General features: G+C 48.6%; 21 protein-coding genes. 5 read left to right on the top strand and 16 right to left on the bottom strand.

Features of this window, described 5'->3' with window-relative positions:
* Positions 1-18: 18 nt before the first annotated feature.
* The 5 genes from ribD to E5331_RS06490 all read right to left on the bottom strand — a co-directional run bounded on the left by ribD (position 19) and on the right by E5331_RS06490 (position 5,963).
* Positions 19-948: a bifunctional diaminohydroxyphosphoribosylaminopyrimidine deaminase/5-amino-6-(5-phosphoribosylamino)uracil reductase RibD gene (gene ribD / locus E5331_RS06510; RefSeq protein WP_123483698.1), complete on the bottom strand. Its 930-nt coding sequence runs from the start codon at positions 946-948 to the stop codon at positions 19-21.
* Between the two features lie 86 nt (positions 949-1,034).
* Entirely contained in the window at positions 1,035-3,149 is a 2,115-nt protein-coding gene (locus E5331_RS06505) for a M3 family metallopeptidase (protein WP_123483697.1), read from the bottom strand.
* A gap of 20 nt (positions 3,150-3,169) precedes the next feature.
* Positions 3,170-4,282, bottom strand: coding sequence for an endonuclease/exonuclease/phosphatase family protein (locus E5331_RS06500; protein ID WP_123483696.1), 1,113 nt, complete (start codon positions 4,280-4,282; stop codon positions 3,170-3,172).
* Between the two features lie 48 nt (positions 4,283-4,330).
* Positions 4,331-5,212: a rhomboid family intramembrane serine protease gene (locus E5331_RS06495; protein WP_123483695.1), complete on the bottom strand. Its 882-nt coding sequence runs from the start codon at positions 5,210-5,212 to the stop codon at positions 4,331-4,333.
* Positions 5,196-5,963 carry a rhomboid family intramembrane serine protease gene (locus E5331_RS06490; protein WP_123483694.1) on the bottom strand — a complete coding sequence of 256 codons (768 nt, stop codon included), beginning with the start codon at positions 5,961-5,963 and terminating at the stop codon, positions 5,196-5,198. Before E5331_RS06490 ends, E5331_RS06495 begins: the two co-directional genes overlap by 17 nt.
* Positions 5,964-6,130: 167 nt before the next feature.
* Here E5331_RS06490 and E5331_RS06485 point away from each other — a divergent pair, with 167 nt between their 5' ends.
* From E5331_RS06485 to E5331_RS06470, 4 genes are all read left to right on the top strand, one after another.
* On the top strand, positions 6,131-8,470 hold the full coding sequence (locus E5331_RS06485) for a glycoside hydrolase family 3 N-terminal domain-containing protein (RefSeq protein ID WP_123483693.1): 2,340 nt from the start codon (positions 6,131-6,133) through the stop codon (positions 8,468-8,470).
* 236 nt (positions 8,471-8,706) lie between these two features.
* Positions 8,707-8,970: an HU family DNA-binding protein gene (locus E5331_RS06480; RefSeq protein ID WP_123483692.1), complete on the top strand. Its 264-nt coding sequence runs from the start codon at positions 8,707-8,709 to the stop codon at positions 8,968-8,970.
* A gap of 193 nt (positions 8,971-9,163) precedes the next feature.
* Positions 9,164-10,939 (top strand): arginine--tRNA ligase, encoded by a 1,776-nt coding sequence (gene argS / locus E5331_RS06475; RefSeq protein ID WP_123483691.1) that lies wholly within the window; start codon positions 9,164-9,166, stop codon positions 10,937-10,939.
* Between the two features lie 143 nt (positions 10,940-11,082).
* Complete coding sequence (locus E5331_RS06470; protein ID WP_275441116.1) at positions 11,083-11,805, top strand: Bax inhibitor-1/YccA family protein; 723 nt, start codon at positions 11,083-11,085, stop codon at positions 11,803-11,805.
* 484 nt (positions 11,806-12,289) lie between these two features.
* Here the strand turns inward: E5331_RS06470 and E5331_RS06465 are convergent, their stop codons facing one another.
* Positions 12,290-13,861 (bottom strand): ATP-binding protein, encoded by a 1,572-nt coding sequence (locus E5331_RS06465; protein WP_123483728.1) that lies wholly within the window; start codon positions 13,859-13,861, stop codon positions 12,290-12,292.
* A 66-nt stretch (positions 13,862-13,927) separates the two neighbouring features.
* Positions 13,928-15,517: an ATP-binding protein gene (locus E5331_RS06460; RefSeq protein WP_168355164.1), complete on the bottom strand. Its 1,590-nt coding sequence runs from the start codon at positions 15,515-15,517 to the stop codon at positions 13,928-13,930.
* A gap of 228 nt (positions 15,518-15,745) precedes the next feature.
* On the opposite strand from E5331_RS06460, the gene E5331_RS20310 reads away from it, so the two are divergent.
* Positions 15,746-15,889: a hypothetical protein gene (locus E5331_RS20310; RefSeq protein ID WP_168355163.1), complete on the top strand. Its 144-nt coding sequence runs from the start codon at positions 15,746-15,748 to the stop codon at positions 15,887-15,889.
* A gap of 28 nt (positions 15,890-15,917) precedes the next feature.
* On the opposite strand, the gene hisIE is transcribed toward E5331_RS20310, so the two are convergent.
* The 9 genes from hisIE to E5331_RS06415 all read right to left on the bottom strand — a co-directional run bounded on the left by hisIE (position 15,918) and on the right by E5331_RS06415 (position 25,249).
* Complete coding sequence (gene hisIE / locus E5331_RS06455; RefSeq protein WP_123483688.1) at positions 15,918-16,526, bottom strand: bifunctional phosphoribosyl-AMP cyclohydrolase/phosphoribosyl-ATP diphosphatase HisIE; 609 nt, start codon at positions 16,524-16,526, stop codon at positions 15,918-15,920.
* A gap of 163 nt (positions 16,527-16,689) precedes the next feature.
* Positions 16,690-17,445 carry an imidazole glycerol phosphate synthase subunit HisF gene (gene hisF, locus E5331_RS06450; protein WP_123483687.1) on the bottom strand — a complete coding sequence of 252 codons (756 nt, stop codon included), beginning with the start codon at positions 17,443-17,445 and terminating at the stop codon, positions 16,690-16,692.
* A gap of 34 nt (positions 17,446-17,479) precedes the next feature.
* Positions 17,480-18,202, bottom strand: coding sequence for a 1-(5-phosphoribosyl)-5-[(5-phosphoribosylamino)methylideneamino]imidazole-4-carboxamide isomerase (gene hisA / locus E5331_RS06445; RefSeq protein WP_123483686.1), 723 nt, complete (start codon positions 18,200-18,202; stop codon positions 17,480-17,482).
* Between the two features lie 18 nt (positions 18,203-18,220).
* Complete coding sequence (hisH, locus tag E5331_RS06440) at positions 18,221-18,805, bottom strand: imidazole glycerol phosphate synthase subunit HisH (RefSeq protein WP_420813759.1); 585 nt, start codon at positions 18,803-18,805, stop codon at positions 18,221-18,223.
* Positions 18,802-19,908, bottom strand: coding sequence for a bifunctional histidinol-phosphatase/imidazoleglycerol-phosphate dehydratase HisB (hisB, locus tag E5331_RS06435; RefSeq protein WP_169477639.1), 1,107 nt, complete (start codon positions 19,906-19,908; stop codon positions 18,802-18,804). The genes hisH and hisB overlap by 4 nt, the downstream gene beginning before the upstream one ends.
* A 25-nt stretch (positions 19,909-19,933) precedes the next feature.
* Positions 19,934-20,968, bottom strand: a complete 1,035-nt coding sequence (gene hisC / locus E5331_RS06430) for a histidinol-phosphate transaminase (protein WP_123483684.1) — start codon at positions 20,966-20,968, stop codon at positions 19,934-19,936.
* A 5-nt stretch (positions 20,969-20,973) separates the two neighbouring features.
* Positions 20,974-22,269, bottom strand: a complete 1,296-nt coding sequence (gene hisD / locus E5331_RS06425; protein ID WP_123483683.1) for a histidinol dehydrogenase — start codon at positions 22,267-22,269, stop codon at positions 20,974-20,976.
* Positions 22,269-23,120 (bottom strand): ATP phosphoribosyltransferase, encoded by an 852-nt coding sequence (hisG, locus tag E5331_RS06420; RefSeq protein ID WP_123483682.1) that lies wholly within the window; start codon positions 23,118-23,120, stop codon positions 22,269-22,271. The genes hisD and hisG overlap by 1 nt, the downstream gene beginning before the upstream one ends.
* Before the next feature lie 227 nt (positions 23,121-23,347).
* The gene (locus tag E5331_RS06415) at positions 23,348-25,249 is read right to left on the bottom strand and encodes an AAA domain-containing protein (RefSeq protein ID WP_123483681.1); all 1,902 of its coding nucleotides are present in this window, start codon (positions 25,247-25,249) and stop codon (positions 23,348-23,350) included.
* Positions 25,250-25,265 lie beyond the last annotated feature (16 nt).

The raw sequence follows: 25,265 nt of genomic DNA, 5'->3' as shown, positions 1-25,265 counted from the left end.
AGTCTTTTTTAGGGCTTTTTAACGTCTGTAAAAAGCAATAATGTTCCCTCTGCACCTCTCAGTTTTTTCCAAATGCACATCTTCCGGAAGAGCCGGGGCGCGCAATCCTTCGCCTAAAACCACAGGAGAGGTCTCCACTCTCACCTCATCGTAAAGCCCTTCGCGGATAAATGAATTGAGAAGTTTCGCCCCACCCTCCACCATAAGGGAAGTCACCCCCTCCTTACGCAAGTCTTCCACGAGACGGCGGCAATCCACTTCTCCGGAGCAGTCAACCACTCTCGGATTCCTACCACCCCAATAGCGCACGTCAAGACGCGGATTGTCGATGCGGCGCGTATTCGCACCCACCATGATAGCCTCAACGTTCGCACGTTCCCTATGCATCCATACCGACGACAACGGCGACGACAGCCTTACCGGCACCGGTCGCCCCTCCTCGTCTACACCCGCCATGCGTCTGTCGGCACTCTCAGCCCATTTGAGCTGTATCCACGGTCTGCCGGAAGTGTGCGCCGTCATGAAACGCTTGTTCAGCGCGATGCACTCATCCTTCAGCACATCCTCATCCACCCTTATGCCAGCCTCACGCATCATCCTCACGCCGCGTCCTGCCACGAGCGGATTCGGGTCGGGAGCACCGACAACCACGTGCGGTATGCCGGTATCGATAATCAGTTTCGCACACGGCGGCGTCTTGCCGTAGTGCGAACATGGTTCAAGCGTGACGTAGATTGTAGCTTCGGAGAGCAATTCACGATCCTCCGGCAGCACGGAGGCTATCGCGTTGACCTCTGCATGAGGACCGCCATACGTGCGATGAAAACCCTCCCCTATTATCCTGCCATTAGCGACCACCACCGCGCCCACCATCGGATTAGGCGCGACGCGTCCCTCTCCGCCTCGGGCAAGTTGCAATGCCCTGCGCATATATTTCTCCTCTATCATAACAGTATATCGGCTTTATTTGGAAAGAGACGCGCACCCCTTGACGGAGCCGCGTCTCTTATCAATTGTCAATTATCAATTATCAATTATTTAGCAAACCCACGCAGACGAAGGAGTGCACCGGCATCCGGCTCATGTCCGCGGAATCGTTTGAACAGAACCATAGCATCTTCCGTATCGCCGCTCTCAAGGATGTTTTTCTTGAAGGAATCTGCTGTCTTCTTGTCGAAAATACCTTTCTGCTCAAACAACTCCCATGCATCAGCCTCAAGCACCTGGCTCCAAAGATACGTATAATAACCCGATGCATAGCCATCGTCTCCGAATATATGCTTGAAATATGGAGAACGGTAGCGGTATGTGATCTCCTCCGGCATACCGATTTTCTCTGTCACTTTTGCCTCAAACGACGGCACGTCTATACCGTTTCCGTCTGTCTGACCCCATTCAAGGTCAAGAAGAGCCGCGCCTGCAAGCTCTGTGGTCACGAAGCCCTGATTGAACTTGGATGATTTCTGAAGTTTCTCTACGAGATCATCGGGAATCACCTCGCCTGTCTTGTAATGACGGGCATACACCTTAAGCACTTCGGGGTCAAAAGCCCAGTGCTCGTTGATCTGAGAGCAAAGCTCCACGAAGTCGCGATCTACGCTTGTGCCGGAGATTGAACGGTAAGGTGCGCGGGTGAGCATTCCCTGCAGGGCGTGTCCGAACTCATGGAAAGTAGTCTCCACCTCATCTATTGTGAGAAGAGCCGGAGTGTCGCCGACCGGGCGGGTGAAATTACCGACATTATAGACTATCGGACGACGCTGTTCGCCATTCTCATAAAGTCCGGCATTCTGCAATTCCTCCATCCATGCGCCCTGACGTTTTGTTGCACGTGGGAAATAGTCTGTCATGAAGACTGAAATATGTTCGCCGGTCTTGGCGTCAACCACCTCATACACCTTCACCTCATCCATATATTTCGGGGCATCCGGCATCTCAACCATCTTTATACCGTAAAGTTTCTCAGCGCAATAGAACAGACCCTTCAGCACGTTCTCAAGTGAGAAATAAGGTCTGACATCCGATTCCTCCAGATTGTATTTCTGCTTCTTCACCTTTCCGGCATAATAATAATAATCCCAGGGTGCAATCTTGAAGCCACCCTTCTCAGCATCGACCACAGCCTGCATGTCGGCAACCTCTTCATGGCTTCTCTGTACAGCCGGTTCAAACACCTGCATCAACAGATTCGTGGCAGCCTCGGGAGTCTTTGCCATCACGCGAGAAGTCATCATCTGCGCAAAGTTGTCAAAGCCCATGATTTTAGCCTTCTCCGCACGCAGTTTCACGATTTTCTCTATCACCGGGAAATTATTGTATTCCCCGTATGACGCAAGGTTCGTATAGCCCTTATAGATAGCCTCACGCAAACCACGGTTCTCGGCATTCTGCAACACAGGCAGACGGCTCGGAGCATGGAGGGTGAAGACCCAAAGACCATCAAGACCACGCTTTGATGCCTCATCGGCAGCCTGCGCTACAGATGATTCCGGCAGACCGGCAAGATCCGCCTTGTCATATACCGTCACGAAGAATGAGTTGGTGGCATTCAGAAGATTCTTATTATACTGGATGAAGAGCTTCGACAATTCATCATTCACCTTTATCAGCTGAGCCTTCTTTTCAGCAGGGAGAGCCGCACCCTGTTCCTGAAACTTCTTGTAGTATTTCTCCACGACCCGCTTCTGCACAGGAGTCAGTTTCTGCTTGTCGCGGTTGTCATACACATATTTTATCTTCTCAAACAACTGTTCGTCAAGATTCAGCTCGTTGGATGCCTCATTGAGCAAAGGTATAGCCTCCTCTGCCATTGTGGCAAACTCATCAGTTGAAAGCGCGTTGTCATAATGATAGAACACTCTTGTCACCCTGTCGAGAATCGGCGACAGATTCTCCAACGGGAGAATAGTGTTGTCAAAATCGGGCACAGCACGATTCATTGTTATCGCGGAGATATTCTCCTTCTGCTCCGCTATACCCGCCTTTATCGCAGGTATGAAATCGGATATACTGATATTCTCAAAAGGGGGAATACCATATTTATTGGTATATTCCGTCAGGAATGGATTTTGTGAATCAGCCATCACTGTTTGGGTTAGTGGCATGCCCAGAAGAAGGGCGGCTGCCGTTGACAATAAGATTTTTTTCATTCTGAAAAAGTATTAGACTATTATTTTGTGAAGGCGAACTCGCCTACCAATGGATAATGATCAGATGTATTTATTTTCCCTACCTTCAGGCTCAATGCCTCCAGATTCCCTCTATAGAGCATCTGGTCGATATGGAAATAGAAGGCATGGAGATTATACGTGAACGTCGGTCCGAAATTCGTCTCGGCATACGCATCCCGCATATCCTCACCCTTTATTATATTGTATGCCCACGATGCCGGCACGTCATTGAAGTCTCCGCATATAATCAAGGGCGCGTTAGGACGTATGCTGTCGATGGCAGCCCGGAGATCGCGTGCATTTTCCGCACGCCGACGGAATGCGTTTCTCAACTTCGACAATATTGTGCCCTTAAGCTCCTTTACACTTGACTTGGCACCGTTGACCGATTTCATCTCCTTCACTACTTGACGTTCCTCTTCCGAAAGGTCGTAGGAATAGAGATGCACCATGCCGACGTTCAATATCTTCCCATTCGGGAAATTGACCTTGAAGAAGTCAAATCTGTGATGACCGCCGTCGTTTACAAGCGACAATCCCGAGCGGTCGACCGGATACTTCGACAATATCTTAATATCCGTAGACGACAATCCTGCACGGAACGGATATTTCCGGATAAGGCTGTCGATCAAGGCAGGACTCGCCTTCTTCAACTCTGCAGGACTGAAATTATTCATCTCTGCCAGACATATAACATCAGCTCCGGAATTGACCATATATTCCACCGCCCTGTTGGTCGGTGCATCCGGTTTCCTGACATCATCCGTGTGGAGCACATTCCAGGAAATGATCTTGAAGGTCTGCTCACCGGGAGATGCCGTCTTGGAGAATTTGAAGGGCACGGCTACCGACATCGGGGCGGCACATGCCAGAAGAGTGAGCACTCCAAGCAGAGAGAAAAACAATCGGTGCATCAGTATCCATGCCAATGACAACAATGCGGTAAGTATCACGAAATAAGGGAATCCAAGGCACAGCACCGCCGGAATCGTGAGATACTCCGGATTGCATTTACCGCCGTATGCGGAGATAAGCGTCAGAATAAACACTACTATCGAAATAATCCTCAGCGCCATGCGCAACAGAGGATTTACAAGTGGAATTGTAAACATTCTCGATTTAAGTTATTTATGAAATTATTTTGTATCTGTTTTTATCTATCACTTCTCAATTTTCCGCGACAGGGCATTCAGTTCACGCCGCTCAACGTCGGTGAGTGAGGCATAGCCGGAAAGACGTATCTTGTCAAGAAGCTCGTCAAGACGCGACATGTCGGATAACCTCCCCCCCGCAGCCCTTGCCACTGCATTGCCGTCGCGCCTGACATTCTTCCGCCTTGGCATTGATATGGGCTCACGGCTACTGACATCACGCATCTTATCTGCGAACCTCTTTACCGGATCATATCCGGCGTTGATTGCCAACGTGAAAAGCACGCCAAAAAGCACACCGCCTACGTGAGCCGCCTGCCCTCCGGCATTACCTCCACCCACTCCGGCAAAGGTCAAGACAATACATCCAAGCGCAACCCATTTCAATTTCACCTCACCAATCAGAAACAGATATAGTCTCAGATCGGGAGTGCGAATCGCAGAGGCTGCAATCACAGCCAAGACCGATGCGGATGCCCCGCATAGATATGATCCGGAATCAGACATACCTGTCACAAGCGCATGAACAGCCACGTACAGCACAGCTCCGGCAAATCCACCTCCGGCATATATCCATGTCAGATGACGGTCGGATAATGACGTCATAAGGATACGTCCGAACCAGAAAAGCCATAGCATGTTGAATAGGAGATGGAGGAATCCGTAGTGTGTCACCATATACGTGGCAGCTGTCCAGAAATGGCGCAATGCCACCGGAGCAGACGACGACACACAGAGCCACTGCATAGTGAAATTACCTGGATATCCGGCATAGTTGCCGATGATGACTATCATCCACACTACAAGGAATATGCCACAGTTTGCCAATAGAAGCCATGCCAATGCACGCGAGCCACACGCCTCTCTGAATTTGTCAATAAAAGCCGCCACCTCTCAATATGCCTTTCTTTTTCCAATACAACAATATAACCAGTCCGAACAGCATTCCGCCGAGATGAGCGAAATGTGCTATCATATCGCTGGCTCCTACTCCAAGGAAAAATTCTATCACTCCATACCCTATGACCATATATTTAGCCTTTATCGGCACCGGAATAAAGAAGAGATACAACGGCATGTCGGGGAAAACGAAAGCGAATCCAAGCAACAGACCGAACACCGCACCGGATGCACCGATTGTCACCATGTGGTTCTTCATCTGCGCCACTGCCGACAAGAATTGAGGATCCCCTTTTGCCAACGCATTGTCAACGACTGCTTTCATGTGGTCGTATGTAAGTCCGTTGAGCGGCGCGATACCACTTATATATTCGTGCTCCCAGGTAAAGGTCCACACCACCTCCTGCACTATAGCCGCACCAATGCCGCATACAAGGTAGAACACAATAAACCGTCGTGCGCCCCATACTCTCTCAAGCGTGGATCCAAACATCCAGAGAGTGAACATATTGAAAAGCACGTGCGCCACCCCTTGCGGCGAATGCAAGAACATGTAGGTCAACACCTGAATGGGGTTGAAATCAGACGCCGATACAAAATGAAGTCCAAGCACGCGAATCATGGTGTCCGAAAATCGTGGGAACAATGCTTCCGCAAGCCAGACTATAAGATTGATTATTATAAGGTTTTTAGTCACCGGCGGTATCGACGCCAGAAAACCTCCTCTATTACTACCAAACATGACGCAAATTTAACAATTTTTCGGTTGCTAACCAAACCGATGCCATCCATCCGGAAGCAATGGAAGTATTTTTTAATAATTTTCACATCAAAGCTTTCCATTTTTACAATATAATTCGTACCTTTGCTGAACTACTAACTCAGTATAACCTAACCAACTTTTCTCAAATGAAAAAATTATCCTTTGCAGCTCTATCCTTGCTTGCGCTCGCCTGCGGACGCAACACGTCTGACAGAGCCATGTCGCCGGCAATACCGGCTGACAACGACCTTGAAAAACGAGTGTCGGAAATAGTATCCAAAATGTCGCTCGACGATAAAGTGGGACAGATGTGTGAGATCAACATTGACGTCATACTCGCAGACTCACTTACCGACGGGAAAGTGACCCTCAATCCGGAAAAAGTGCAGAACGCTTTCGAGAAATATCGTGTCGGTTCCGTACTCAACACTCCTCTCGGAGAGGCTCAAGACCCTGAAATATGGTATAATATCATCAGCGGAATCCAAGACGCTTCAATGAAATATATCGGAGTGCCCGACATATATGGTGTTGACCAGAACCACGGCACCACCTATACAAAGGGGGGAACATTGTTCCCGCAGGAAATCAATATGGCTGCATCCTTCAACCGTGATCTCGTAAGAGAGGGTGCGGAGATATGCGCCTACGAATCGCGTGCATGTGCAATCCCTTGGGTATATAATCCCGTGATGGACCTCGGACGCAACCCGGTATGGAGCCGTATATGGGAAAGCTTCGGTGAAGACCCGTATATCAACGGTGCGATGGCTATCGAGATGGTGAAGGGCTATCAGGGCGATGACCCGAATCATGTCGGCTCCAAGAACGTGGCTGCCTGTCTGAAGCACTATATGGCTTACGGCAACCCCGTCACAGGAAAAGACCGCACCCCGTCATCAATCAATCCGGTAGACCTGCGTGAGAAATATTTCCATCCTTTCAAGGAGGCTATACGCGCCGGAGCACTGTCAGTCATGGTCAATTCAGGCATCAACAATGGTGTGCCGTTCCATGCAAACTATGAGATGCTTACCACTTGGCTGAAAGAAGACCTAAACTGGGACGGTATGATCGTGACCGACTGGGCAGACATTCATAATATCTGGAAACGCGACAAGGTGGCTGCCGACTATAAGGAGGCAATAATGATGGCGATCAATGCCGGAATCGACATGTCGATGACCCCATACGACATGGAGTTCTGCACATTGCTGAAGGAACTTGTCGAGGAGGGTAAGGTGTCAAAAGAACGTATTGATGACGCTGTGTCAAGAATTGTCCGCCTCAAACTGCGTCTCGGACTCTTCGAGATCCCTGCCACAAATCCGAAGGATTATCCTCTCTTCGGCAGCGAACAGCACGCTATGAAGGCTCTTGAGCTGGCTGTGCAGAGTGAGGTGCTTCTAAAGAATGAGAACAACGTTCTCCCCATTGCCAAAGGGAAACGCATCCTCGTGACCGGTCCAAACGCCAACACAATGCGTTCTCTCAACGGAGGATGGTCTTACACTTGGCAAGGCACTGACGATCCCAAGTTCCATTCACAGTATAACACCATATATGAGGCTCTTTGCAACGAATATGGCACATCAAATGTGGTGCTCGAACAGGGTATGGACTACGTGCAGGACTTCGGCAAATGGGAGGCTGAGACCAACGTGCGCATAGAGAAAGCCGTGGCGGCTGCCCGTGGTGTAGACATGATCGTTGCTTGTATCGGAGAGAACTCATATTGTGAGACTCCCGGCAATACGAATGACCTCACCCTCTCACCACGCCAGACTGCACTGGTGAAAGCTCTTGCAGCTACCGGCAAACCCATCGTGCTCGTGCTTAATGAGGGACGTCCGCGCATCATCCGTGAGATCGAGCCCCTCGCAAGTGCAGTTGTAGACGTGCTGCTCCCCGGGAATTATGGTGGTGACGCTCTCGCCCTGCTCCTTTCCGGCAAACGCAACTTCAGTGCAAAACTGCCCTACACATATCCGAAATGGATCAACGCTCTCGCCACATACGACCACAAACCTTGTGAGACTGTCGAAACAATGTCGGGCGCATACAACTATAATGCTGACATCGACGTGCAGTGGCCTTTCGGATACGGCATGAGCTACACCACCTTCAAATATTCCGACATAACCATCGACAAGACAGATTTCTCTGCCGACGACATCCTGACTATCGGAATCACTGTAACCAACAGCGGCAACGTTGACGGTATGGAACCGGTTATCCTTTACAGCTCTGACCTCGTAGCATCGATCACTCCCGACGTGCTCCGCGTGAGAGGGTTCGACAAACTCGACCTAAAGGCTGGCGAAAGTAAGAAACTCGATTTCCAGATTCCGGCATCCGACCTTGCATTCGTGAATTACGACGGCAAATGGACAATCGAGAAGGGTGAGTTCCAGTTCACAATCGGAAGCGAGAAAATTAAAGCCAACTGCACCGAGACCAAAGTGTGGTCAAAGCCCAACATCTGATAAAATCATCCGGAAATAACTGAGGATATTGATATGATAATTTGCGTGCGGTATCATCCATACCGCACGCTTTTTCATTCCATTCCCCCCTTTTTTTACGATTACTTAACATTTTCTCTATTTTCGTAATACTTTTACACCTTTCTATTGTTCTATATTATAAACTATAGAAATGAAGTTTAATCAACTTCATTTGCATAAATTTATTTTATATTCATAAAAAACATATTGAAATCATGACAAAAGGAGATCTCATCAATGAAATCGCTGCAAAAGCGGATATGAACAAAGTGGCTGCAAAAGCGGCTCTTGATGCTTGTCTTGAATCTATCGCACAGGCTCTCGCCAATGACGATAAGGTGCAGCTCATCGGCTTCGGCACATTCTCAGTGGTGGAAAAACCGGAACGCACCGGTATCAATCCCAAGACTAAGGAGAAAATCACGATTGCAGCACGCAAGACCGTTAAATTCAAACCTGCTGACGGGCTCGGCAAGTAACATTCTCATCTAAAGCGACACACGAAGCATCAATCTTTGTGACTCATAAAGTAAGAGAGCGTTTCCACTATTTGTGAAAGCGCTCTTTTTTTGCTAATTTTGCAACGTGGTAGGAGCAATGCAGCCATTTTATCACAATCTGCACACTCCCCCTTGTCAATTAATCATAACATTCTCACAGACAACAACGACAATGACAGTAGAATCAATAATCTCTGGTGCTGTTGCAAAAGCGATCTCCAGCCTTTACGGAGTTTCAATTGATCCGGCATCCATCGTGCCACAGGCTACAAGAAAGGAATTTGAAGGCAATCTCACCATCGTGGTGTTCCCATATCTGAAGGCATCCCACAAGTCGCCCGAAGCCACTGCCACAGAAATCGGCGAATGGCTCGTGACCAATGAGCCGGCAGTGGAGAAATTCAATGTGGTGAAAGGATTCCTCAACATATCAATCAACCCGGCATTCTGGCTCGGTATCCTCCACGATATTGCAGCAGATTCCAACTTCGGCATAAAGAAAGCTGATGAAAATTCCGACCTCGTAATGGTGGAATACTCATCCCCCAACACCAACAAACCTCTTCACCTCGGTCACGTAAGGAATAATCTTCTCGGATATTCCCTTTCTTGCATACTTGAGGCTAACGGTCACAAAGTGGTGAAGACCAACATCGTCAACGACCGAGGCATACACATCTGCAAGTCGATGCTCGCATGGAAGAAATGGGGAAATGGTGCCACTCCTGAATCAGCCGGGAAGAAGGGCGACCACCTTATCGGCGATTTCTACGTGGAATTCGACAAGCATTTCAAGGCGGAAGTGAAGGAACTTATGGATAACGGACGCACCAAGGAGGAGGCAGAAGCTGAATCCCCCCTCATGCTGGAGGCCCGCGAGATGCTTCGCAAATGGGAAGCCGGCGACGAGGAGGTGCGCTCTCTCTGGAAGACTATGAATGAATGGGTATATGAAGGATTTGATGAGACCTACCGTCGTCTTGGTGTAAACTTCGACAAGATATATTATGAAAGCGACACCTATCTTGAAGGTAAGGATCTCGTGCTCGGAGGTATTGAGAAAGGGATAATGTATCGCAAGGAGGATGGTTCAGTATGGGCCGACCTCACAGGCGACGGTCTTGACCATAAGCTTCTGCTTCGTGCTGACGGCACATCCGTCTACATGACCCAGGATATCGGCACCGCGAAACTGCGCTATCAGGATTTCCCCATCGACAAGATGATATACGTGGTGGGCAACGAGCAGAACTATCATTTCCAGGTGCTGTCGCTCCTACTTGACAAGCTCGGTTTCAAATGGGGCAAGGATCTCACCCATTTCTCCTACGGTATGGTTGAGCTTCCTGAAGGTAAGATGAAATCTCGCGAAGGCACTGTGGTGGATGCCGACGACCTCATACAGCAGATGGTGGATTCCGCACGTGAGACCTCTGCCGACCGCTTTGCCGATATGCCGGAGGAAGAGGCTGCCGAAGTGGCACGTATGGTTGGACTCGGTGCGCTGAAATATTTCCTTCTTAAAGTAGACCCCAAGAAGAATATGCTCTTCAATCCGAAGGAATCAATCGATTTCAACGGCAACACGGGTCCGTTCCTTCAGTACACCTACGCACGCATCCAGTCAGTGATACGTCGCGCCGGAGGCATCGACATGTCAGCCACACCGCAGACCACTCCCAACGAGAAGGAATCCACATTGATTCAGAAAGTGGCAGACTTCCCATCGGTAGTGAAGGAGGCTGGCAGGACCTACTCCCCCGCCCTTATCGCCAATTATTGCTATGATCTTGCTAAGGAGTACAACCAGTTCTATCACGACTACTCCATCCTCAAGGAGGAAGATGAGGCAAAACGCACGTTCCGTCTCCTGCTGTCAGCTGTCGTGGCCCGCACACTGAAGTCCGGAGTATCACTTCTCGGCATGGAAATGCCTGAAAGAATGTGATTCACATAAAAAAATCGTTCGTGGCAAATAAACTTGGCATATAATTTGTTGTCTTATTATACAGACGACAGATTTATGTTATCTCCGGATATTCCGGATCATTTCCACAACAATTAAACAAAAGTAAAACTAATTCAATCAATATGGATTACAGGAATCAAAACATGACGCCTCCACCCTACTATGGGTCAGGCGCAATCGTGAATCAGGTGAACTCCGTGATGAAACGCGTCTACGTGCGCATGTTCATCGGTCTTCTGATCTCGGCATTCTGTGCGCTCGGTGTAGCATCAAGCGCAGCTGCCATGCAGTTCATCTTCGGCAACCAGCTTGTATTCTGGGGCATGTTCATCGTAATGCTTGCAATGGCATGGATACTACCCACACGTATGGCGAAGATGTCTACCTCAACCTGCCTTCTGCTCTTCTGCGTATTCTCCGCAATAATGGGCGTATGGCTCGCTCCGATATTCATAGCCTACCGCATAGGCACTATCGTATACACATTCTTCATCACTGCCGGTACGTTTGGCGCAATGTCGGTTTACGGATATTTCACCAAGTCTGATCTCTCAAAGATGGGCACCTACCTTATGATGGCTCTATTCGGACTCATCATTGCATCCGTAGTCAACATCTTTTGGGCCAACAGCACAATGGAATGGATTATCTCAATCGTAGGTGTCCTGATATTCACAGGTCTCACCGCATGGGATACCCAGCAAGTGAAACGTCTCGCAGCCGCTAATCTTGATCCGCAGCTTGCCGACAAACTCGCCACTATGGGTGCGCTCAATCTCTACCTCGATTTCATCAACCTCTTCCTCTTCCTTCTCCGCATCTTCGGCGGTGGCTCACGCGACTGAGACAATTCTCAGATTCTAACTAAAAAAGGAATTTCCGGAAATCCGGAGATTCCTTTTTTTATGCACATTAGCAATCCCACAACAACTATTAATACATATTAACATTTAACTGCCCAATAATGGCAGTTAAAGAATCTAACTTTGCAACATCAAAAGTAAGGCGGTCAACTTTTGATTCCATTACAGCGACCGACCGCCGACGCCAAACAGATTTATAAACATTCAACACAAAACAATCATGAAGACTACATCTCAACGCAAGACATCTGCCAACTTGTCACAATTAGGGTTCGCCACTCTATGCGCATTAGGACTTGCCCTCATGTGTCTCCAGATCAGGAGCATCTTCGGCTGACCACAACGTCAGCAGGCAGACATATCTGCCGACATTCCTTATTCACGACGAAAGCCATCCCGAAAGATGGCTTTCATTGTGTATAATACCCCCATAAATAATCCTTCAAAAACAGGACCCTATCTAACTTCAATAAATCGCTTCCGTAATCCAACTGTCAATTGAGCGAGTCTCCGTAGAGAAATTGGCTCCAACCTTTACCAAGGTCCTGCCATCAGACTTAAACGGCAATAAGTAATCCTTACTGTCTATCTGTGCCATTGCCTCCTGTGCAGACCTGTCAATCTTAAATTCGAACACATAGATATACGCTGATGTCTTGACAACCATATCTATCCTGCCGGAAGCCGTCTTATATTCTATGTCTGTATAGAAGCCCATCAACTTCATCAGTATGTAGATTACGTCTTGATAATGACGTTCAAGATTCTGAAGATCAAATGAATCATATTTAAAATCAGAGAAGAAACTCTGAAGACGCTGCATAAAATCCTCTGTCCTACCGTTCCTTATATCAAGTACAAATTTCCTTATGGCAAATGAAGTCTCCTGTTCCGGCATAGGGGTATAGATGCGGAACAGACTATCAAAGAAACCTCTTTCCACCTCCATATTCGGGAAACCTAATGTCACTGATCCAAATTCCCGGTCATACCCTTTTATCGTAAGATAGCCACTCTGATAGAGCACCGAGAGATAGTTTGACAAGTCAAACGACACGTCTGACAATGAGCGTATATCCGCATCACAATCACTTATACTGCGCAACGGTATCCTACCATCACGTATCATCCTTATCAAGAAAGACGGGGTGCCCGTCCGAAACCAATAGTCGCTGAAGCTACCCGCTGACAACGAATTGAGCAAGCTGAATGGATTATATATATCCGGACTGTTTCTCGGAGTGAAATGATAGCCGTCGTAATTTCGCCGCAACTCCTCATATATCTCCTCTACACTCATTCCCTCCCGCTCAGCGAAATTCTCCACTCCTGATTGGAAATAACGGTGAAGTTCCTCTGTCGTTACGCCGCATATCCCGGCATAACGCTCATCCATAGAGATATCCTGAAGGTTATTGAGATCACTGAAGATACTCAGATGACCGAAACGCGTGACGCCCGTAAGCATTGCAAAGCGTATATGATCATCCTGCTTCTTCAGATTGCTATAAAACGCACGAAGATCCCCACGATATATCTCTTGCAACGGTTCATTGCTAACAGTCTCCAGCAATGGCTTGTCATACTCATCTATCAGTATGACCACCTTCCTCCCCGTCTGCCGGTGAGCCTCCTCTATCACCTGTCCGAAACGCAATCCATACGCATCCTTCGCAGTAACAGCGATTCCATACCTCTTTTCCCAATGGGAAAGCATAAAATCAAGATGAATTTTCAGACTATCGGGTGAATTGAAATTCGAGCCGGTGAAATCTATCCGAAGCACAGGATACTCCCCCCAATCATGATCACTCCCTTCAATCGCAAGACCCTCAAAAAGATCCCGCCTACCCTCAAAAAAAGCCTCTATCGTAGAGAGAAGCAACGACTTTCCAAAACGTCGCGGACGACTCAGAAACACATACTGACTCATTGAAACAAGGCGCCATATATATTCAGTCTTGTCAACATACACATATCCCTCCTCCCTCAACTTAGAGAAAGACTGTATTCCTATCGGATATAATATTTCACTCATAGCCATTCCTTAATCATCTTCATAACAACACTCTCTTAAATCCCGACACAACCAGCTATCCTTCATCTATGATCGCACCTCTGCAATCCAACTATCGATGGTACGAAGTTTTGACGAAAAATTCACGCCTATCTTAATAACTTTTCTGTCACTCGCTTCCCACGAAATTGCATATCCCTTCTCATCAATCTGTCGCAATGCCTCTTCTGCACTCTTGTCAATCTTAAACTCAAAAACATATACTCTCCACGGAGTTTGAGCCACCATATCAACACGTCCAGCAGATTCCACAATCTCACACTTCGTATCAACGCCCAACATAAGGAACACAACATACATACACAAATGCATGTGTTTCTCCAATAATTTAACATCAATCTCATGATAAGGAATTGAAGCCATCAATGAGCGTAGGGTCTGCATCATGTCATCCACATCACCAGAATTAATCGCTTTGCGAAGCGTCATTGTCATATCTCCTATTGTATCAGCATCAACACCTTCAACAAATTCAGGAATAATCAGTTCCACCAATGCATTCTGCACCTCCTGATTGGGGATACCAAGACGATAGGCATTAAACCCGTCAAAATCCCGTATGGTGAGATAACCGGTCTGAAAAAAAAGCGAAAGAGGATTCTCCTTTGTATAAGTAGATCCCAATTGATTTGCCGACACCCAACGGCGTGTAAGATCTCTGAAAGTAAATTTCGACGCTTTAAGATAAGTGGCAAGCACTTTTGACGTGCCGGTAGCCACCCAATAATCCTGAAATGCCTCAAAATCCAATGCACTCAACAGACTGAACGGATTATAAACGTATTCCTCCTCAGAAGTAAAACGATAACCATCATAACGATCGCGAAGCACTTCCACAACTTTATCATAACTCCAACCATATCGCTCTGAAATATCATTCAATGCAGGTTGGAAATAAGTAAGCATTTCCTTCTCCGTAATACCCAAGAAAGATGCATATCTTCTATCAAGACTAATATCCGACAAGTTGTTGGCTCCGGAGAAAATAGTAGTATTCCGAAAACGTGATACCCCCGTGATGAACGCAAATTTTATATATCTATCTGCCGATTTCAGCACACTGAAAAAAGGACGCAAGAGGTCAGTGGCATTCATACGCAACTGCTCATCATGAAGCACCTCTATGATACCTTTGTCATATTCATCAATAAGCACCACCACATTTCTCTTATATTGCTCACTCATCAGACGAATAAGATCAAAAAATAGGCGTCCTATCGGATAACGTTCTCGCGTCCAATAGGATTCAAACGGAAGTGACACCTCGTAATTTCCGGCAATCTCAAAAAGCATCTGACGAAGTTCCTCAACTATCTCATCCGGTTCCACCCCTTTCATTGAGTTAAAATCAATATGTATCACCGGATATTCAATCCAATCCCTTTCCCAATCATACACGGAAAGTCCTTCAAACAAATCCTTTCTTCCACAAAAATAAGCCTCCAGCATCGACAGAGTAAGACTTTTCCCGAATCGTCTCGGACGACTCAGAAAATAATACTTCTTATCCAGCAACGACGGGATAAAACCGGTCTTATCGACATACACATACCCTCCTCGCCGCAATTCCTCAAAAGACTGCAATCCAATCGGATATTTGATTCTATTCTCCTTCATAACATTCCGCATCTCCCTAAAAAGATTCAGTCACAAAGATAATACAAATATTCCGATTCCACCCCCATCCCTTCAAATAAATCAGGGCTATCGTATGAAATTTATAAAATCAAAATTCATGCTGTTGCCCTGATTGCAAACAAAATAATTTGCCAATCCATCTTTTTTTTGTAATTTTGAGACATCACACTATTCATTCGCTTGTTATTATTCTAAACAGTATGAATTATGACAGAATATCACAAACAGACCATCATAAAACAGAAAGCATCAGTAACTTATTGGAATCAGCATCCGCTGAAGCCGGAAGAATACTTCGCTCAATTCAAGCTCTTGCGGGAACAACGACTTGCAAGGGAGTCCAAATCATAACATTATAAAAGAAGGCTCTTCCGCACTCTTAGGAGTGGCGGAAGAGAAGCTCTTTCTCTATGTCGGTGAGGTCGCAACCCATTTGTTCGAGGAGCACGAGGTAGTGGTAGAGGAGATCGGCGGCCTCGTAGATGAAGCGCGGACGGTTGCCGTCTACTGCCTCTATGGCTGATTCCACTGCCTCTTCCCCTACTTTCTGTGCTATCTTCTTGACGCCTTTTATGAATAGGCGCGTAGTGTAGGAGTTTTCCGGCATCTCCTTATGACGTTGCTGTATCAGGGCTGAGAGTTTACGTATGAAACCCTCTTCGGAGGGTGTGTCGAAGCATGATTCGGTGCCACGATGACAGGTGGGACCCACCGGATGTGCCTTCACAAGAAGTGTATCACCGTCACAGTCAAGATACACCTCCTCCACGTTCAGAAAATTTCCCGACGTCTCACCCTTCGTCCACAACTGATTACGTGTACGGCTGAAGAACGTCACCTTCCCCGTAGCCATTGTCTTCTCAAAAGCCTCCCGGTTCATGTAACCGAGCATCAGCACCTTCATCGAAACGGCATCCTGCACTATCACCGGCAACAACCCATCGGCACATTTCGACAGATTCAAATCCTCAAACTTTATATCATTCATCTTTTCTTCCGGATTTTATGATTTATTCTCTTTTCTGACAGTAATGTCAGTATTGTCATTAATGACGATATTGACAGTATTGTCTTTTCTGACGGTATTGACAATATTGTCATTACTGACATTAAGGACCCTAAGGACCTTAAGGACCTTAAGGACCTTATACTTATCTCCTGACTTCGATCCCTTTCTCTGTCAGCTGCTGCTTAAGCGCATCGATCGTTATCTCGCCATAATGGAAGATACTTGCCGCCAACGCCGCGTCAGCATGTCCGGCATCGAGCACCTCCGCAATATCAGCTACGCTCCCTGCCCCTCCGGATGCTATCACCGGAATTGACAATGAGTCGCAGAGCCGCGCAAACGTATCGCACGGATAACCGCTACGCGTGCCGTCATGATCCATAGAGGTGAACATTATCTCCCCCGCACCTCTCTCCTCCACCTCTTTCGCCCATGAGAAAAGCTCACGGTCGGTAAGACGGGAACCACCATGAGTTGTGACTCTCCACTCCCCGTCTATCTGACGGGCATCTATCGCCACCACCACGAACTGCCGTCCGTAACGTGCAGCAATATCGGTGATGAGTTGCGGATTAGCCACCGCCGCACTGTTGACCGTAATCTTGTCGGCTCCGGCATCAAGCAACCTCGCGGCATCCTCCACCGAGGATATACCGCCACCCACCGTGAACGGGATGTTGATACGCTGTGCTATACGTCTGACAAGATCCGTAAATGTGGCGCGCTCCTCTTTCGATGCGCTTATGTCAAGATACACTAATTCATCGGCACCCTCCTTCGCATAGCGGGCACCTAATTCTACCGGATCACCTACATCGGCAAGTCCTTCGAAATTTATTCCTTTCACTGTCCTGCCGTTCTTGACGTCAAGACATGGTATAATTCTTTTTGCTGGCATACTTTTTTAGGTAAGAGTTTAGAGGGAAGAGAAATCAGGAATTGAACTCCTTCAATTGGTCGAGCGAGATACGGTTCTCATAGATAGCTTTTCCTACAATCACGCGCTGAAGCCCACGACGATCAAGTTCCCTGATATCATCCATTGAGGATATGCCCCCCGAAACAGTAAAAATCACATCGGGATAACGTCTGCTCAACTCCACATATAGCTCGGTTGAAGGACCCTGAAGCATCCCGTCTTTCGATATATCCGTGACAATCACCTCCTTCAGACCGTGGGGAAGGAAACGTTCCATAAGGTCATGAATCGACAATGATGAATCCTCAAGCCAACCGCTGACCGACACTTTCCCGTCGCGCAAGTCTGCACCCAATATGATCTTGTCGCCGCCGAACTCCTCAAGCCACGCCTCAAACAATTCCGGATTCTTTACGGCAAGACTCCCGATGATGGCGTGTCCGGCACCGGCGGCAAACACCTCTTCCAGATGCTCCCGGCTCTTTATGCCTCCACCCCATTCCACATCCGGTAATCCCAACGATGCGATCTCCCGAAGGCTCGCAAGATTGCACGGATGCGATGCTTTCGCCCCGTCAAGATCCACAAGATGAAGACGCTTCACTCCGGCTTCCGCATATCGGCGTGCCATATCCACCGGCGACACATCATACACTCTCTGCTTCCCATAATCCCCCTGCGACAGACGCACACATCTGCCGTCGATAAGGTCTATTGCGGGTATTATCTCTATCATGATTCAAATATCAGCCGATTATATTTCCAGAAAATTCCTTATTATCCTCTCGCCCACATCCCCGCTCTTCTCGGGATGAAACTGCGTGCCATAGAAATTCTCATATTTCAAGGCAGCGGAATACATCTCCGGATGGCGCGACGTGGCAATCGTGTCAGGACATAGCGGAGCATAATAGCTATGCACGAAATAGACGTAGCTACCCTTCTCAATCCCCTTGAAGAGTTTGCTTTCAAGGTTTGAGATACGGCTCCAACCCATGTGGGGCACCTTTATACCCGGCACAGCCGGAAATCTCTTCACCTTAGCATCGAAGATACCCATGCACTCCGCGTCACCCTCTTCCGAATGGCGGCACATCACCTGCATACCCACGCATATCCCAAGCACGGGACGGCGCAGCTTCCATATCAGCTCCGGGAGTTGAAGACGTTGCAGGTTAGCCATAGCCTCGGCGGCATTCCCCACACCGGGGAGTATCACGCGGTCGGCATTCCTTATCACATCATGGTCGGCGGTCAGCACCCACTCCGCTCCGAGTCTGCCGAGTGCATTCCCAAGCGAACAGATGTTGCCCATATTATAATCAATGACTGCTATCATAATATTCCTTTGCTTGACGGTAGTTCATAACTGAAGGGGTTGCGGCTGACAGCCATACGCAATGCACGCGCGAACGCCTTAAACACTCCCTCTATAAGATGATGATTGTTCTCCCCCTTTGCGGAGATATGCAAGTTGCACCTCATGGCGCAACAGAGCGACTGGAAGAAATGCTTAAACATTTCGGTAGGCGTGTCGCCCACGTACTCACGCGTAAACTCCACGTTCCATTGAAAATCTATCCTTCCACCCAAATCCATCAGCACCATCGCCCGGCTCTCATCCATCGGGAGCACAAAGCCATACCGTCCGATTCCTCGCTTGTCGCCGAGAGCCTCACGGAGCGCATCACCGAGAGCAATCGCCACATCCTCCATCGTGTGGTGCTCATCCACCTCCAGATCCCCACGACATTCCACAGTCATAGATATGCCGGAATGATGCGGAATCTGCCAAAGCATGTGGTCGAAGAATTTCAGACCTGTATCGATTGCCGACTTACCATATCCGTCAAGATCCACTTCTACGGATATCGATGTCTCCGACGTAGCCCTCTCTATCCTGACGCTCCGTCCGTGAGAAAGGATGAAACGCGCTATCTCATGCCAGTCGTCAGTGGCAAGTACCGCGCCGTCGGGCATATCGCCGTCTGCCTTTCCAAGCAGAATACCCTGCGCACCGAGATTGACGGCAAGCTGCATGTCTGTCAGGCGGTCGCCTATGACAAAACTGTTGGCAAGGTCATAATCCCCGGTCATGTACCCCTTCAACATACCCACACCCGGCTTGCGCGTAGGCAGATTATCCTCCGGGAAACTGCAATCTATCAGCTGCTCGTCAAATTCCACCCCCTCGCCGGCAAGAGTGGTAAGCATCTTGTCATGAGCGGGATGAAACGTCTCCTCAGGGAATGATTCCGTGCCGAGACCATCCTGATTCGACACCATCACAAGATCATACCCCTTCCCCACAAGGGAACGCAGGGCGGAGATCACACCCGGCACAAACTCCAGTTTCTCCAATGAATCTATCTGTTCATCGGCAGGCTCCTTTATTATGGTGCCGTCGCGATCTATGAATATAGCCTTTCTAATATCCTTCATTTCCTGTTGTCATTTATGAGAGGGTTCATTTCCCATACCCCTTTATAAGTTGAAGCGTGCGGCGATTCTCCTCCGGAGTGCCCACCGTAATACGCAACGCGCCGGCACATCCCGGCATCCGTGAACGGTTTCTCACTATCACCCCATTCTTTATAAGATAGTCGTAGACAGCATCCGCATCCGTCACCTTTGCCAAGATGAAATTGGCATCCGTAGGATACACCTTCACCACACATTCCGCCTCCGGCAATGATTCATACATGATACGCGCCCATCTCTTTATCTCATCGATATGGTCGGATGTGCCCCCATCTATGCGGCGAAGAAGCTCATCCTGCACGAGCTGGCTCATGTTATAGGGATACTTAACGCGTCCGAAATATTCTATCACCTCAGGCACCGCAAACGCCATGCCTGACCTCATGCCCGCCATTCCCCAAGCCTTGGAGAACGTGCGAAGCACTATTATGTTGGGAAGACTCTCTATGTCATGAAGCAACGAACCCTTCTCCGAGAAATCGACGTAAGCCTCATCCACCACCACCATGCCGTGAAATCTCTCCGCCAACGCAATTATCTCCTCCTTAGGGAATGCATTGCCCGTAGGATTATTGGGACTGCATATCCATATCAATTTGGTATGCTCATCAGTAGCGGTAAGTATGCGTTCCACCGGGAGAGAGAAATCCTCATTCAGCTGCACCTCGCGCAACCCGACATCGTTTATGGCAGCCGACACCTTATACACCCCGTAGCTCGGAGTGATAGCCACTGCATTATCCACTCCCGGCTCACAAAACACCCGGAAGATTAAATCTATTGCCTCGTCGCTACCTGCCCCACCTAAAAATATCGACTCCGGCTTAACGTCCAGCAGTGCGGAAATCCTCTCCTTCAGACGACGCTGATGAGGGTCGGGATAACGGTTCACACCATTCTGATAGGGCGATTCATTGGCATCGAGCCACACGGATATATCCCCGCCCTGAAACTCATCGCGGGCTGTGGAATATGGTTCGAGACGAAGAATATTCTTCCTTATAAGAGCAACTGGATTCATCTTAACTAATTCTCATTTTTCAATTCCCAATTCCCAACTCTCACTTCCACCGCCAAGGCATGGGCATCAAGACCCTCGGCACGTGCCATCGTGGTGATGACATCGGCAAGACCATCCAAGCCCTCCCGTTTAAGCTCCTGATACGTGATCTTGTGCATGAAGCTATCGATATTCACTCCGCTGAACGAACGCGCCCATCCAGACGTGGGAAGCGTGTGGTTTGTGCCCGACGCATAATCCCCGGCACTCTCCGGCGAATAATTACCGATAAAGACGCTACCCGCAGCAGTGATGCGTTCAGCCACATTCCACGGATCCCTCATCGAGATTATAAGATGCTCGGAAGCGTAGGTATTGGCAAAATCAATCATACTCTCACGGTCGGCAAACGTGATTATACGGCTATGCGAAAGCGAACCCTCTATAGAATCGCGACGCGGAAGCCGTGAGGCAAGACGCTCCACCTCAGCCCTTACACTCTCCGCAATACTCTCCGAAGAGCACACTGCTATAGCCTGACTGTCGGGACCATGTTCCGCCTGCGAAAGCATATCGGCGGCAACGTATGTCGGAGAAGCCGTATCATCGGCAAGCACCATCACCTCACTCGGTCCGGCAGGCATGTCAATGGCAGTGAAACGGCTGACCATCTGTTTTGCCTTCGTCACAAACCTATTGCCGGGTCCGAAAATCTTATCAACCTTCGGGATACTCTCCGTGCCGAACGCCATAGCAGCAATCGCCTGTGCACCACCGACACGGAAAATCTTATCGACCCCACACAAATAGGCTGCAAACAATATCTCCGGAGATATACCATGCTCACCGTTCTCCGGAGTGCACAACACAATCTCATTACATCCGGCAATCCTTGCCGGCAGCGCAAGCATCAGCACTGTGGAGAACAACGGTGCCCTACCTCCGGGGATATACAATCCCACACGGCGTATAGGCACAGCCCTCTGCATACAGGTCACACCGGGCATTGTCTCACATTCCACCGGAGCGGGGAACTGAGCCTTATGGAACGCCGTGATATTCTCGGCAGCCTTACGTATGGCTTCCGCCACATCCTCCTTCACCATCCCGATCCTTTGGGAAATCTCATCATCCGTGACCGACAATGACTCACCCTTAAAATTATCAAACTTGCGGGCATATTCAAGCAGAGCGGCATCGCCACGCTCCCTCACCGTCGAGATTATATCCTCTACGGCACGTTCGATATCCTTATCGTCCGGTATGTTGCGCTCGCACAGCGAATCCCATTCACTACGCGACGGATTAACTATCAACTCCATTATCTTATTATATTTTCAAGAGCAAGCACAAGGATATCGGCAGCCCCTATCTCTTTCAACTTCTCAATCTTCTCCCAAAGCACATCCTCATGCACCACTACGTGGAGCGACACCCAATCCTCGTCTGCCAACGGAAGCACTGTCGGGCTCTTCATACCGGGCAACAGGCGCACCGCCTCCTCCACCTTCTCCTTCGGAAGGTTCATCAGAAGATATTTCATGCCACGACTCTCCAGAATAGATTTGAAACGGAACATCAGTTTCCCGATCTCCCTCTCCTTCTCCTCATCAAGATGAGGATTGGCAATCAGTACAGCCTCCGAATTGATGACAGTCTCCTCCTCACACAGACCATTCTGTATCAGAGTGCCGCCCGACGACACTATATCGAATATGGCATCAGCCATACCCACGGCAGGAGCCACCTCTACCGATCCTGCTATCTCATGCACAAAAGCATGGATATTATTCTCATTGAAATAATTGCGAAGTATGACCGGATAAGACGTTGCCACCCGTTTCCCCTCAAACCATTTCACCCCTGGATAGTCCACCCCTTTAGGCACGGCAAGTGAGAGACGACACGCTCCGAATCCGAGTTTCATCCTGACGTCAACATCCTGTTCCTTCTCAAGCACCTCATTAAGTCCGACTATACCAATGTCTGCCACCCCCATAGCCACCGCCTGGGGAATATCATCATCGCGGAGATACAGCACATGCAAAGGGAAACCCTTGGCATCGGATATTAACTTACGATGGCTTGCCGACGCCGAGATTCCGGCATCAGCCATCAACGATACAGTGTCTTCGTTCAGACGTCCCTTGTTCTGAATGGCGATTGTGAGCATAATTTCTATATTTTACCTGTAGACTTATAGCTAAGTCCTACCAATTTTTACCTTATAAGCAGGATTTATATCCCGCCCCGTTTACTTTATGACCACAAATTTACCTTATAAACTACATTAATGCAAATTATATTACTAAAATCATAAAATAATTAATATAATATCAATAAATAGTGCATAATTTGTCACAAATCACCTATCACCTGTCACCTGCCACATATCACATGTTACATATCACCTTGCGCAATGCGCACATATAGTTTGCGGTAGAAGGGATGTGCCGTCAAGGTAGTGGAATCTCCTATTATTATAAGTTTCATACGCGCACGTGTCATAGCCACATTCATCCTACGGAGATCGCGCAGAAAACCTATGTTACCCTCCTCATTGCTCCTAACCATAGATATGACAATGACGTCTCTCTCCTGACCCTGGAAGCCATCGACAGTATTCACCGTTATGCTGCTTCGGAACGGCTTGAAGAAAGGCGTGTGCTTTATCAGATGACGGAGATACCTCACCTGTGCGCGATACGGTGAAATCACCCCGACGTCTATCCGCTCCTCCAAGAAACGCTCTTTCCCGATTCTCTCGATATAATTCTGTAGCGTCAGTAGCGTCAGCAAAGCCTCGTCGCGGTTGACTCTCCCATAACTTCCATTTGTCAACGACTCACGAAACTGCACCATATCCTTGCTCTCCTCATGCTCGCCACTTTCCAAACCATGCAGTCCGGCAGTGTCAACCCATTCTATCGGTGAGTCATAGTCAAGAATGCCACGATATTTCACGTCGGGGGCAGCCACCATGGCACCATGATAGAAATTATCGCTTGAAAATCGCATGATCTCCTCATTCATACGGTATTGCATACGCAGCAACGTCACCGTCTCCGGATGATTCTCAACGATTCTCTCCATCAACGATTTTCCAAGTCCACCCTTCATTGCCTCGTAGCACTTCACAGTCGGAGGCAACTGACAATGGTCGCCGGCAAGAATCACGCGCCCCACCCTGCGCATCGGTATCCAGCACGCCGCTTCAAGAGCCTGAGCCGCCTCATCTATAAATAAGGTGGAGAATTTCATACCCTCCAGTAATCTGTTGGCACTCCCGGCAAGCGTGGATGCTATCACATGGGCACTGCTGAAGAGATCGTTGTTTATCCTGATCTCCAGCTCCGTGGCACGGCTTTTAAGCCTATCCATCTTCTGATGCCACTGGTCGGTGCCATGCCGACGCGCCCCCTGAAGTTCGCGGATAGTCTTGCGTATGCTCCACAACGTTGGATAATCCGGATGTGTCTCAAACCTACGTTCATACGTGAACGACAGCATCTTGTCGTTCACCCTTGTCGGATTACCGATTCGTAAAACATTGATGCCCCTGTCGGTCAGTTTCTCTGAAATCCAATCCACAGCCATATTGCTTTGGGCGCACACAAGCACCTGACTCTCCCTCCGCAGCGTCTCATGGATAGCCTCCACAAGCGTAGTGGTCTTACCCGTGCCCGGAGGACCATGCACTATCGCCACATCCTTGGCACGCAACACCTTGTTGACACCCTCCTCTTGTGTGGAGTTGAGATATGGGAAGCGCATGGGAGTGAACGTCAACTCCTCACATTTCCTTCCGGAATATATCAGATCGCGCAACTCTCCAAGCCTACCCTTTGCGGAGATGGTCCTGTCAATTGCCTCAAACATCAGACGGTAGGTGGTTTCATCAAACGACATGACCACCCCCGCCTCACCGGTAGAGAGTGCCGACACGTCGGCTGATTCCGCAATCGTGACAGCCATACGGTCCTCATCCACAAAACTTACCGTACCGGAAAAGATATGACGCACGATGCCATCTGTCTTGGCGACAAACAGCGATACCGGCTTGCCATACTCAAAATTATGATCGGCATCATCCCCCGAAGTCCGCATGACCTCCAGCACCCGCTGGTTGAGCGAATTATAATATGTGCGACCGATACGCAGCGGAAACCATGCATCCCCACGGTCTGCAAGCCTGCTCACGCCGATCTTCTCCGTCATACGGCAATATGACTCCTTTTCCGATTGATATTCCAGCTGAAGGAGACGACGTTGCTCCGTCAGCGCATATAATGCTCTATCCATACCGCAAAATTAAAGA

Origin of the sequence: Lepagella muris, assembly GCF_004793975.1 — a bacterium.
GTDB lineage: Bacteria > Bacteroidota > Bacteroidia > Bacteroidales > Muribaculaceae > Lepagella > Lepagella muris.
This window is presented reverse-complemented; position numbering and strand designations above follow the sequence as displayed.

Excerpts from the sequence above, each read along its gene's own strand:
- hisA (WP_123483686.1), bottom strand. The coding sequence starts at position 18,202 with ATGATAGAGATAATACCCGCAATAGACCTTATCGACGGCAGATGTGTG.
- hisB (WP_169477639.1), bottom strand. The coding sequence starts at position 19,908 with ATGAAGGATATTAGAAAGGCTATATTCATAGATCGCGACGGCACCATA.
- E5331_RS06500 (WP_123483696.1), bottom strand. The coding sequence starts at position 4,282 with ATGTTTACAATTCCACTTGTAAATCCTCTGTTGCGCATGGCGCTGAGG.
- E5331_RS06505 (WP_123483697.1), bottom strand. The coding sequence starts at position 3,149 with ATGAAAAAAATCTTATTGTCAACGGCAGCCGCCCTTCTTCTGGGCATG.
- hisG (WP_123483682.1), bottom strand. The coding sequence starts at position 23,120 with ATGCTCACAATCGCCATTCAGAACAAGGGACGTCTGAACGAAGACACT.
- E5331_RS06480 (WP_123483692.1), top strand. The coding sequence starts at position 8,707 with ATGACAAAAGGAGATCTCATCAATGAAATCGCTGCAAAAGCGGATATG.
- hisD (WP_123483683.1), bottom strand. The coding sequence starts at position 22,269 with ATGGAGTTGATAGTTAATCCGTCGCGTAGTGAATGGGATTCGCTGTGC.
- E5331_RS06485 (WP_123483693.1), top strand. The coding sequence starts at position 6,131 with ATGAAAAAATTATCCTTTGCAGCTCTATCCTTGCTTGCGCTCGCCTGC.
- hisIE (WP_123483688.1), bottom strand. The coding sequence starts at position 16,526 with ATGAATGATATAAAGTTTGAGGATTTGAATCTGTCGAAATGTGCCGAT.
- hisH (WP_420813759.1), bottom strand. The coding sequence starts at position 18,805 with ATGATAGCAGTCATTGATTATAATATGGGCAACATCTGTTCGCTTGGG.
- E5331_RS06465 (WP_123483728.1), bottom strand. The coding sequence starts at position 13,861 with ATGAGTGAAATATTATATCCGATAGGAATACAGTCTTTCTCTAAGTTG.
- hisF (WP_123483687.1), bottom strand. The coding sequence starts at position 17,445 with ATGCCAGCAAAAAGAATTATACCATGTCTTGACGTCAAGAACGGCAGG.
- hisC (WP_123483684.1), bottom strand. The coding sequence starts at position 20,968 with ATGAATCCAGTTGCTCTTATAAGGAAGAATATTCTTCGTCTCGAACCA.
- E5331_RS06470 (WP_275441116.1), top strand. The coding sequence starts at position 11,083 with ATGGATTACAGGAATCAAAACATGACGCCTCCACCCTACTATGGGTCA.
- E5331_RS06460 (WP_168355164.1), bottom strand. The coding sequence starts at position 15,517 with ATGAAGGAGAATAGAATCAAATATCCGATTGGATTGCAGTCTTTTGAG.
- argS (WP_123483691.1), top strand. The coding sequence starts at position 9,164 with ATGACAGTAGAATCAATAATCTCTGGTGCTGTTGCAAAAGCGATCTCC.
- ribD (WP_123483698.1), bottom strand. The coding sequence starts at position 948 with ATGATAGAGGAGAAATATATGCGCAGGGCATTGCAACTTGCCCGAGGC.
- E5331_RS20310 (WP_168355163.1), top strand. The coding sequence starts at position 15,746 with ATGACAGAATATCACAAACAGACCATCATAAAACAGAAAGCATCAGTA.
- E5331_RS06490 (WP_123483694.1), bottom strand. The coding sequence starts at position 5,963 with ATGTTTGGTAGTAATAGAGGAGGTTTTCTGGCGTCGATACCGCCGGTG.
- E5331_RS06415 (WP_123483681.1), bottom strand. The coding sequence starts at position 25,249 with ATGGATAGAGCATTATATGCGCTGACGGAGCAACGTCGTCTCCTTCAG.